The following is a 10778-nucleotide window of genomic DNA, read 5'->3' on the forward strand; positions in this document are numbered from 1 at the left end:
GTCGCGGGCGTGGTCGCCGTGCACAACGCGATCGGGTACGACCTGGACGACACCACGCTGATGGAGCTGGACCCGGTGCACGCCACCCCGGTCGCCTGAGCGTGCCGGCGCGGTCAGGCGGTGGCGCTCGCGAGCTGGGCGGCGAGCAGCGCCGGCGCCTCGGCCAACGACGGGCCGTACCAGGTGAGGTGCCGGCCGGACACCAGCGCCGCCGGCACCCCCGGGAACGCCTCCGGCCCGTCGTCGGCGGTGAACCGGTACGGCTCGTCGGGCAGCACCACCAGCTCCGGCGACCGGGCGCGCAGCTCGTCGAGACTGGGCCGGGGATAGCGTTCCGCGTCCCCGGCCCAGCCGTTCACCACGCCGAGCCGGGCCAGCACGTCCCCGGCGAACGTGTCCCGGCCGAGCACCACCCACGGGCGCCGCCACACCGGCACCACAGCGGTGCGGACGCGCGCCGGCGTGCCCAGGGCCGCCCAGGCGCGACGGGCCGCCGCCAGCCACGGCGGCTCGGCCGGCGCGCCGAGCGCGACCACCAGCTCTCCGAGCTGGTCGAGCGCCTCCGGCACGGTACGCGGGAACGTGACCCGCACCGGCGCCCCGGCCGCGCGCAACGCCTCGGCGTCGGCCAGCCGGTTCTCCTCCTCGTTGAGCAGCACCAGATCCGGTTTGAGGGCGAGCACCCGGTCCAGGTCCGGATACTTCGTCCCGCCGACCCGGGCGACGTCCAGCCCGGCCGGATGGGTGCACCAGTCGGTCGCCCCGACCAGCACCTCCGGGCGGGTGGCCGCCACCGCCTCGGTCAGCGACGGCACCAGCGACACCACCCGCACGGCGTGTTCTCCCCTCGTACCGCGGATCAGCGGGCCGGCGCGGTCGCGGCGTCGGCCGTCTCCGGCGGCAGGCCCGCCACCGGCAGGCCCTTGCGGGCCGCCCAGTCGACGGCGGCGCGCAGGTCCGCGGTGGGCAGCGGCCGCCGGGTGCTCACCCCGACCGCCGCGTGCATCGTGTAAACCAGGAACGGGTACGACTTGGCGAGCGCGGCGATCGCGTCGTGCAGGCGGCGCACCACCTCGAGCGCGGCCGGCTCGTCCAGCCCGGGCAGCAGGAGCTGGTACTCGTTCTCGGCGACCCGCAGCGCGCGGTCGACCGGGCGCAGCGCGCCGGTGACGGCGGCGAGCACGGCATGGCCCTCCCGGGCGCCGTTGCGCCGGCCGAATCGTTCCGGCGAGCCGGGCGGCTCGTCCACCCGCAGGCCGACCAGCGCCACCGGCAGCGTGCCCGAGGCGGTCACCCCGTCCATGCCGGCCCACCTGCGCAGGCCCGGCTCGTCGAGGAACGCCTCGGCCGGCTGGACCGGCGGCGTGACCCGGTCGGCGCGGCGGGCCAGCAGCCGCAGCGCCGCCTCGGCGCGCGGCTCGCCCGGTCCGGCCGGGATGTCGCGCACCCGGGCGATCGCCTCGTCCAGCGCCGTGCGCGCCTCGGCGGGCAGCCGCTCGGCGAGTTGTTCGCGCAGCCGGATGGCCTCGTGCAGCGCCTCGTCCCGGCGGAATCCCCAGCGGCCGTCGAAGAGCCGGCCGGCTTCCAGCGTCGGCGCGGGCGTCGCCTCGGCGCGGTCGTGGGCCACGAGGGTGGCGCCGAACCGGGGGCTCAGCACCACCACGCTCCACTCGCGGGCCAGCTCCTCCGCCTCGTCGAGCGTCACGCCGTACGTGCGCTCGGGCAGGTCGGGCGGCGGGCCGCCGACCATCGCCACCACCGTCGCCGCGGCGCGGCCGGCGATGCGCCGGTAGACCTCGCGCTCCCGGTCGAAGTACGGCAGCCGCTGGAACAGGGCGAACACGATCAGCGGGCCGTCCTCGGCCTCGGCGAGCGCGGCCCGCTCGATGGCGTGGGAGAGGGCGACGAGACTGCGTTTGGGGAACTGCTCCGGGGTCCGTCCGCTGTGCACGGGCAGAGCCTAGAGGCACGGACGCGGCTGCGCACCGGTCGGCGGGCCCCGGCGTGCTCCACCGCACCGCCGGGGCGGACGCCCGACGCCCTACACTCGGGCGTCGACCGGACGACGGGGGGCGGGGCGAGATGACGAACACCGGCAGCGTGACCGCCTCCTGGCTGCGGCCGGTCCCGTCCGGCGCGACGCCGTGCCTGACCCGCCACGGGCACGTCGGGTACGCCGGCCGGCGGCTCGGCGAGCTGGTGCAGGGCCGTCCGCCGGGGGTCACCGGCAACCAGTGGAGCACGGCCGGACGGGCGCCGCTGGACCTGGTGGTCGGCGCCGCCGACACCGGCCTGCCGCGCTTCGCGGTGCGGTTCACCGCGCCCGCGTCCGACGGGTCGCCCGCCCGCCGGGAGGAACGGCTGACCGACGCGGTGTCCGCCGCCGTCGGCCTGCCGCTGCTGCGGGTCGAGTCACCGACGCTGCGCGGCGCCGATCACGTCCGCCGCTTCGTCGAGTACGTCCTGGACGCGCGGGCCTACGCCGAGGGCACCGACCCGGACGCCGGGGACGCGGTCGGCTTCCGGGACATCATCGGCCGGCTGCCGGACGGCCGGCGTGGACCGGTGAACGACCTCGGGGCGCTCGCGCGGGTCGAGGCGGTCGAGGCGTACGTGGCCGGCCGGATCGCCGACCCGATCGTGCGCGGGCTGCACGTGCGCTGGACCGGCGGCCCGGCGGAGGGCTGGTGCTGGGTCGAGGTGCGGCCCGGCGGCTGCCTGCTGGAGCGGGTACGGCTGACGTCGCGGGGATTCTCCTGCGGCGTGGACCCGGGCCGGCTCGCCGAGGACCTGGCCGCGATGGCGCTGGGGGAGCGACTGCGCGATCTCGACGCCGCCGGGGCGTCCCTGGTGGACCGGGAGGAGCTTCGCGGTCGGGTGCGCGCGCTCGCGGCCCGGCGGGACTCCTTCGACGGCGGCTTCGCCTTCGACCACCTCTGCGCGGACTGAACCCTTCCTGGCCGCGGCGCCGAGCCGACCCCGGCCCGGCACGTCCCGATTTTTTTCGATCTCCGGTTGAACCTTCGCCGACGGCGCTCCGTACCTCATCGGGAATGGACGCAGACTTCCCCGCCGCGCCCGGACGGCGCGGAGACGATGCGGAAAGGGCATCGTCGGCCATCGACGCGCGACCCGAGCGTCGCAGTGATCTCACACCCCGAATTCATCGGTCCGCCGGGATCACCAGTCAACTACCGGATCGAGAAGGAGAGCAATTCGATGCGCAGGTCCACACGGGCGCGCCGGTCATCCGGTAACGCGCGGAGCAAGCGGGTGCTGGCAGTGGTCGGCACGCTCGCGGTCTTCGGCGGCATCGTGGCCGTCACCCAGATCTCGTCCGCCCAGGACCGGCGGACGACCACGCGCGCCGCCTCGGCGTCCTGTGTGCCCGCCAGCCCGGGGGCGACCGCCCCGGACGGCCAGGGCAGCAGCACCCGTACCTGGCAGAACGGCCGCTGGGTCCGTAACCACTGGGGCGACGGCCAGATGTCGCCGGCCGAGTGCCAGCAGACGACCGCGGGTGGCGCCGGCGCCGGCACTCCGACCGTGACCTGCCCGGACGTCCGGGGTCGGCTGCCGCAGGTGCCCGGCCGGGCCCGTGCCGAGGTGGATCGAGAACTGGCGGCGCTGACGTCCCAGATCGCTGAGGCGAACCGGCGGCTCGCGGCGGAGGGCCGCAACGGGGGCGAGTTCATCAACAACGCGATCCTGGGTCCGCTCGCGGACAAGCGGACCGCGGCGCTGAACCGGATCGCCACCGCCATCGGCCGGTTCGGCCAGCGCCCGCAGGGGCTGGACCAGTTCGCCCGGTGCGCGTTGACCGACGTCCCCGGCAACGGTGGGGGTCAGAACGGCGGGGGTCAGAACGGCGGCAACAACAACGGCGGTCAGAACGGGGGCCAGAACGGCGGGAACAACGGCGGCGGGAACAACAACGGCGGCGGCCAGAACAACGGTGGCGGCAACGGGCTGAACGTGCTCGCCAAGGACTGCTCCGGCAGCCAGCTGCAGGGGCACGACGGCTTCCAGAACGGCAACCGGTGCGTCAGCACCGCGTTCGGTGAGGTGGGCGCCGCGGCGAACAACCCGTCGCTGCTGATCACGCAGTTCCCGAACCAGGTGCGGCGCAACCAGCCGTTCACGCTCCGGGTGACCACCAAGAACCTGGTGCGGGACCGCTTCCTCGCGGCCGGGCAGGGCGGCTACTACCTGGAGAGCTCGCTGCTCAACGGTCAGGGCCTGGTGCGCGGCCACTTCCACACCGCCTGCCGGATGCTCGGCAGCACCCGGCAGCCCCCGAACCCGCAGGACGTGCCGGCGTTCTTCGTCGCCACCGAGGACGGCCGCGGCGGCAACCAGCCGGACGACGTGCTGATCCAGATCCCGGGCCTGGCGCAGTCGGGCGTGGCGCAGTGCGCGGTCTGGGCCGGTGACGGCTCGCACCGCATCCCGATGATGGAGCGGGCGAACCAGACTCCCGCCATCGACGTGGTGCGCATCCGGGTCAACTGAGGACACGCGACGGCCGCGGCCGCCCGGGAACCGTCCGGGTGGCCGCGGCCGTGTCGTGTCCGCGTGGTGGGTACGCGAGGCGGGTCCGGCAGGGGAGCGTGGGAATCGTTCCGGGAAGAAGTTTCGTGCCGTCGGACTCCAGCCCGATGAAAGTCACCGACAACACAAAAGGCCGGCCGGGCGCTGCGATTTCTCAGCGTGACCCTGGGATACCCGACGGTGAGTGTTTAGCGCTCAGCGGTTCTTGTACGCCTCGACGACCGACACCGGGATGCGCCCGCGCTCGGAAATCTCGTACCCGTTCTTGGCTGCCCATTCGCGGATGGCGCGGTTCTGCTCGCGGTCCATTCCCGAGGTGCTCGGCCGGCCCGCGCGCCGGGTGGCGCGGGCGACCTCGGTGGCGCCGCGGCCGATCCGCCTGCCAGCGCTGATGTACGGGTCCAGCGCCTTGCGCAGAACGCCCGCGTTCTCGTCGGACACGTCGATCGTGTACGCCACGCCGTCCAGGCTGAACTCGACGGTCCGATCGGCCTTTCCGCCGTCGAGGTCGTCGGTCAGAACGGTGATTACTTTCCTTGCCATCGCCATTACTCCCTGTGTCGGGCGGGGTGTGCTAAGAGTCTGACTTACCTCACGGTAATTTCGCAACAATACCCGCCTCTTTGCATTCGGCGGGTCGTGCCAGGTAAGCGTCGCGGCCAATAGAGGACCGGTGCGCGAACAGGCGTCGGGAAGGCCGGACAGTGGCGTGGGTCACAACCCGGAACAAGGGACACCTTTTGTTACTTGAGCCAGACAGGCTCAACCAACGTGATGGCAGGTGTCCGATGGCAACTCTTCCGGTACTTCCCCTGACCGACACCGTCCTGCTGCCCGGGATGGTCATCCCGGTCACCCTCGACCCGACCACCCAGGCCGCCGTCGACGCGGCCCGCGCCACCGGCGACAAGGAACTCCTGGCCGTGCCCCGCCTTGACGGCGAGTACGGCTCCGTCGGCGTGGTCGCCACGATCGAGAAGGTGGGCCGGCTGCCCAGCGGCGAGCCGGCCGCCGTGATCCGCGGTCTCGTCCGGGCCCGTATCGGCTCCGGCGTGCCCGGTCCCGGCGCCGCGCTCTGGGTCGAGGCCGCGACGCTCGACGAGCCCGCCCCGGCGGGCCGCGCCCGGGAACTCGCCCGCGAGTACCGCGCGCTCATGACCTCGGTGCTCCAGCAGCGCGGCGCCTGGCAGGTGATCGACGCGATGGAGCGGATGACGGACCTGTCCGAGCTGGCCGACTCGGCCGGCTACGCGCCCTGGCTCAGCCTGGCGCAGAAGACCGAGCTGCTCGCCGCGCCGGACGTCACCGCCCGGCTGGAGCTGCTGGTCGGCTGGGTGAAGGAGCACCTGGCCGAGCAGGAGGTCACCGAGCAGATCAACAGCGACGTGCGCGAAGGGCTGGAGAAGTCCCAGCGCGAGTTCCTGCTCCGCCAGCAGCTCGCCGCGATCCGCAAGGAACTCGGCGAGGACGAGCCCGACGGCTCCGCCGACTACCGCTCCCGGGTGGAGTCCGCCGACCTGCCGGAGAAGGTACGCGAGGCGGCGCTGCGCGAGGTCGGCAAGCTGGAACGGGCCAGTGACGCCTCACCCGAGGCGGGCTGGATCCGTACCTGGCTGGACACCGTGCTGGAGATGCCGTGGAGCACGCGTACCGCTGACAACACGGACCTGGCCGCGGCGCGGGCCGTGCTCGACGCCGACCACGCCGGCCTGGCCGACGTGAAGGACCGCATCCTGGAGTACCTCGCGGTGCGCAACCGGCGCGCGGAGCGCAACCTCGGCGTGGTCGGCGGACGCGGCTCCGGCGCGGTGCTGGCCCTGGCCGGCCCGCCCGGTGTCGGCAAGACCAGCCTCGGCGAGTCGGTCGCCCGGGCGCTGGGCCGCAACTTCGTCCGCGTCTCCCTCGGCGGTGTCCGGGACGAGGCGGAGATCCGCGGCCACCGGCGCACCTACGTCGGCGCGCTGCCCGGCCGGATCGTGCGGGCGCTGCGCGAGGCCGGCTCGATGAACCCGGTCGTGCTGCTCGACGAGGTCGACAAGCTGGCCGCCGGCTACTCCGGCGACCCGGCGGCGGCTCTGCTGGAGGTGCTCGACCCGGCGCAGAACCACACGTTCCGCGACCACTACCTGGAGGTCGACCTCGACCTGTCCGACGTGCTGTTCCTCGCCACCGCCAACGTGGTGGAGGCGATCCCCGGCCCGCTGCTGGACCGGATGGAGCTGGTCGCGCTGGACGGCTACACCGAGGACGAGAAGGTGGCCATCGCCCGCGACCACCTGCTGCCCCGGCAGCGGGAGCGGGCCGGGCTGACCGGCGAGGAGGTGAGCGTCGCCGACGACGCGCTGGCGGTGATCGCGGGCGAGTACACCCGGGAGGCCGGTGTCCGGCAGCTCGAACGGGCCCTGGCGAAGATCCTGCGCAAGGTGGCCGTCGCGCTCGCCACGGACGCCGCGCCGGTACACGTGGACGCCGGGAACCTGGCCCGCTACCTGGGCCGGCCGAAGTTCACCCCGGAGTCGGCCGAGCGGACCGCCGTGCCCGGCGTGGCGACCGGCCTGGCCGTCACCGGCGCCGGTGGCGACGTGCTGTTCATCGAGGCCACCACCATGGAGGGCGAGCCCGGGCTGACGCTCACCGGGCAGCTCGGCGACGTGATGAAGGAGTCCGCGCACATCGCGTGGTCGTACCTGCGGTCGAACGGGCGGCGCTACGGGCTGGACCCGAACGCGCTGGCCGGACGGCGGATCCACCTGCACGTCCCGGCGGGCGCGGTACCGAAGGACGGCCCGAGCGCCGGCATCACCATGGTGACCGCGCTGGCCTCACTGGTGACCGGGCGTCCGGTGCGGCCCGAGTTCGGGATGACCGGCGAGGTGACGCTCTCCGGCCGGGTGCTGCCGATCGGCGGGGTGAAGCAGAAGCTGCTCGCCGCGCACCGGGCCGGTCTCACCGAGGTGATCATCCCGAAGCGCAACGAGCCGGACCTGGACGACCTGCCGGCGCAGGTGCGGGAGGCGCTGACCGTGCACACCCTGTCCGACGTGGCGGACGTGCTCGCGCTGGCGCTGCGCCCAGCCGAACTCGACACGCAGGCGCTGGACGGCCCGGCGCTCGCCGCGGCCTGCCGGCCGTCGCCCCGGCCACCGTACGCACGGTGGCCGGGGCCTGACGGCCGTCGCCCCGGCCCCCGTCCGCCGGGTGGCCGGGGCGACGCCGTGTCCGCCCGCGCTCAGCGCCGGTCGCGCCGCTCGTAACCCCGGTCGCGGCGCTCACCGGAACCGTCGCCGTCCCGGTCCCGGCGTACGGTCGCCTTACGGCCCTTGATCGTGGTGCCCCGCAACCCTGAGATGATCTCGTCGGCCACCGCCTGCGGCACCTCGACCAGCGAGAACCGGTCGGCGATCTCGATCGAGCCGATGTCCCGGCCACTGATCCGGGTCTCCCCGGTGATCGCGCCGACCAGGTCCTGCGGCCGTACCCCGGCACGCCGGCCCAGCCCGATGAAGACCTGGGTGGTCCCCCCGGTACGCGGACGGCCCGGCCCCCGGCGCTCGCCCCGCCCACCGGTCTCCGGGCGGCCCTCGCGCGGGCCCCGGACCGGAACCTGCGGGATCTCCTCCTCGTCGTCCGAGCCGGGCGACGTCGCCTCGTGCGCCAGCTTCACCGCCGCCAGCGCCACCTCCACCAGGTCGAACTCGTCGGTCAGCGACTCGACGATCACCCGGTACGGGTCGAGGTCGTCCTCCAGCAGGCTCTCCCGCAGCGCGCCCTGGGTCAGCTCCAGCCGCCGGGTCCGCATGTCCGCCACCGTGGGGATCTTGTCGATGGTGATCCGCTGGCCGGTGACCCGCTCGATGGTCTTGAGCATCCGGTGCTCGCGCGGCTCGGCGAGCGTGATCGCCACACCCTCCCGCCCGGCCCGGCCCACCCGGCCGATCCGGTGCACGTACGACTCCGGCGCCGACGGGACGTCGTAGTTGACCACGTGGGTGAGCTGCTCGACGTCCAGCCCCCGGGCGGCCACGTCGGTGGCGACCAACAGGTCCGCCGTACCGGCGCGCAGCCGGCCCATCACCCGGTCCCGCTGCTCCTGGCTCATCCCGCCGTGCAGCGCCTCGGCCCGGTAGCCCCGGCCGTTCATCGTCTCGGTGAGCCGGTCGACCTCCTCGCGGCTGCGGCAGAACACGATCGCCGCGGTCGGCGACTCCACGTCCAGCACCCGGCCCAGCGCGGCCGGCTTGTGCCCCCGGGCCACGATGTACGCGCTCTGCCGCACCCGGGGCGCCTCCCCGGCGACCGGCCGCTCCCGCTCGATCTGGATCCGGACCGGATCGGTCAGGTGCTGCCGGGCCAGCCCGTCGATGCGGGCCGGCATGGTGGCCGAGAACAGCACCGTCTGCCGGCCGGCCGGCGCGTGCTCCAGGATCGCCTCGATGTCCTCGGCGAAGCCCATGTCGAGCATCTCGTCCGCCTCGTCCAGCACCACCGTGGCCAGCGCGCCCAGCCGCAGCGTGCCCCGGGCGATGTGGTCCAGGGCCCGGCCCGGCGTCGCGACCACCACGTCGACCCCGTGGTCGAGCGCGCGCAGCTGCCGGCCGATCGGCTGCCCGCCGTAGATCGGCAGCACCCGGGCGCCCAGGTCCTTGCCGTAGCGGTGGAACGCCTCGGAGACCTGCACGGCCAGCTCACGGGTGGGCACCAGCACCAGCGACACCGGGTCGCCGTCCGGCCGTCCCACCGGCATCCGCTGCAGCAGCGGCAGCGCGAACGCGGCGGTCTTGCCCGTACCGGTCGCCGCCTGTCCCAGCAGATCCTGCCCGGCCAGCAGCGGGGGGATCGCCTCCCGCTGGATCGGGGTGGGTTCCTCGTAGCCGAGCGCGGCCAGCGCGCCCAGCAACTCGGTGCGCAGCCCGAGATCCGCGAAGGCGGTGGCGTCCTCGGCGTCGGCGGGAATGGCGGGGTCGGTCGGGGTCGGTGCGGCGGTCATGCGACAAGTTTTTCATCACCGCCGCGCGGCGGTCGCGGCGACCGGGCCAAACGTTCGCCGCGCCACCTGCGTGCCGTCCCCTCCGGGTGATCCGGCGCGGCCCCGTGCCCCCGCCGGATCACCGGGACAGGACGGCCAGCAACGTGGTGAAACCGACCGCGACGTCGAACACCGCGCACCACAGCGCGTACCCGCGCGGCACCACCGCGCCGGTGCGGTGGTACCAGGCGTCCCAGGCGGCGTGGACGAGCCAGCCCACCCCGACGAGCACCCCGGCGACGTCGGCGGAGGCGACCGTCGCCACGACCGCCAGGCCGCCCCACCCGGCCGCCCCGGCGAGCTGCGCGGCCAGCGCGCGCCGGTCGCCCCACTGCCGCCGCCAGGTGCCGATCAGCAGGTAGCCGGCCGGCAGGACCAGCAGCGTCCACGGCGCGAAGACGGTCGGCGCGAACCACATGTCCACGGTCATGAGCAGCGCCAGCCCGGCCGGCCACCCGCGCGCCACGGCTGCCGCGACCGGGTGTCGGCGGGGCGGCGCGGCGGACGTGTGCCGGTGCCGCAGCGCCACCAGCAGCATCGCCGGCACCATCAGCAGGTGGCCGCCGAGCAGCAGCGCGTCGTCCCCGGCCCACCCCGCCCACCAGAGCGGGAGCAGCAGCAGGAACGGCACGTACATGGCCGCCGACATCTCCGCGGTGGCGGCCCGCCCGTACCCCCGGTGCCACATCCACGCGGCCATGCCCGCCGCCATGTTCGTCGCCATCACCAGCGCGCCCACGTCCGGCCGCGCCAGCACCGCCGCGCCGCCCAGCACGTCCGCGCCCACCCGCCACAGCGGCCCGAGCAGCACCATCCCGGCCAGCATCGCCACCACCATCGCGGCCAGGTGCCGCGTCCGCGCCCACCCGGCCCACCGCCGGGGTACGACCACAGTCATCTCCGTCATGCCCCGACCCTGCCGCCGCCGGGCGCACCGGAGAAGGCGCGTCAGTCATCGGGAAACCGTGCGGATCGCACGGCCCGGCCGTGACGTTTCTCAGGAGTGGGCGGACCGGTGCACGCCCTAGGATCAGCGGGCATGAGCGTCGATCCGGCGGACCACCGGCTGCGCCGGGCCCGGCGGGTCACGCTGCTGTCGCTGGCCACGAACGTGTGGACGACGGTGCTGCTGCCAGCGGTCGGACTGGCCCGCGAACCCGACCCGGTACGCGTCGCGCTCGGCGCCGCCGGGCTGCTCGTG

Annotated in this window: 7 protein-coding genes and 1 pseudogene; 3 read left to right on the forward strand and 5 right to left on the reverse strand. The window is 74.5% G+C overall.

The features are described from left to right. Positions 1-113: 113 nt before the first annotated feature. Positions 114-833 (reverse strand): helical backbone metal receptor, encoded by a 720-nt coding sequence (locus KBX39_RS11560; protein WP_210870422.1) that lies wholly within the window; start codon positions 831-833, stop codon positions 114-116. Positions 834-859: 26 nt separating this feature from the next. Next, positions 860-1951, reverse strand: coding sequence for a DICT sensory domain-containing protein (locus KBX39_RS11565; RefSeq protein WP_210870424.1), 1092 nt, complete (start codon positions 1949-1951; stop codon positions 860-862). 131 nt (positions 1952-2082) lie between these two features. Here KBX39_RS11565 and KBX39_RS11570 point away from each other — a divergent pair, with 131 nt between their 5' ends. Together KBX39_RS11570 and KBX39_RS11575 are read left to right on the forward strand one after the other, a co-directional pair. Continuing rightward, positions 2083-2949, forward strand: coding sequence for a hypothetical protein (locus tag KBX39_RS11570; protein ID WP_043323681.1), 867 nt, complete (start codon positions 2083-2085; stop codon positions 2947-2949). A gap of 270 nt (positions 2950-3219) precedes the next feature. Beyond that, on the forward strand, positions 3220-4512 hold the full coding sequence (locus KBX39_RS11575) for a hypothetical protein (protein ID WP_069088576.1): 1293 nt from the start codon (positions 3220-3222) through the stop codon (positions 4510-4512). A gap of 234 nt (positions 4513-4746) precedes the next feature. On the opposite strand, the gene KBX39_RS11580 is transcribed toward KBX39_RS11575, so the two are convergent. Next, complete coding sequence (locus KBX39_RS11580; RefSeq protein ID WP_043330078.1) at positions 4747-5094, reverse strand: Lsr2 family protein; 348 nt, start codon at positions 5092-5094, stop codon at positions 4747-4749. Positions 5095-5339: 245 nt separating this feature from the next. Here KBX39_RS11580 and lon point away from each other — a divergent pair. Further along, positions 5340-7673, forward strand: a pseudogene (gene lon, locus KBX39_RS11585) (endopeptidase La); the annotation flags it as partial. 107 nt (positions 7674-7780) lie between these two features. Here the strand turns inward: lon and KBX39_RS11590 are convergent. Together KBX39_RS11590 and KBX39_RS11595 are read right to left on the reverse strand one after the other, a co-directional pair. Beyond that, entirely contained in the window at positions 7781-9538 is a 1758-nt protein-coding gene (locus KBX39_RS11590) for a DEAD/DEAH box helicase (protein WP_043323686.1), read from the reverse strand. Positions 9539-9656: 118 nt separating this feature from the next. Further along, on the reverse strand, positions 9657-10484 hold the full coding sequence (locus KBX39_RS11595; RefSeq protein ID WP_210870426.1) for a hypothetical protein: 828 nt from the start codon (positions 10482-10484) through the stop codon (positions 9657-9659). Between the last annotated feature and the right edge of the window lie 294 nt (positions 10485-10778).

The organism is Micromonospora sp. D75 (assembly GCF_018070405.1).
Lineage (GTDB): Bacteria > Actinomycetota > Actinomycetes > Mycobacteriales > Micromonosporaceae > Micromonospora > Micromonospora chalcea.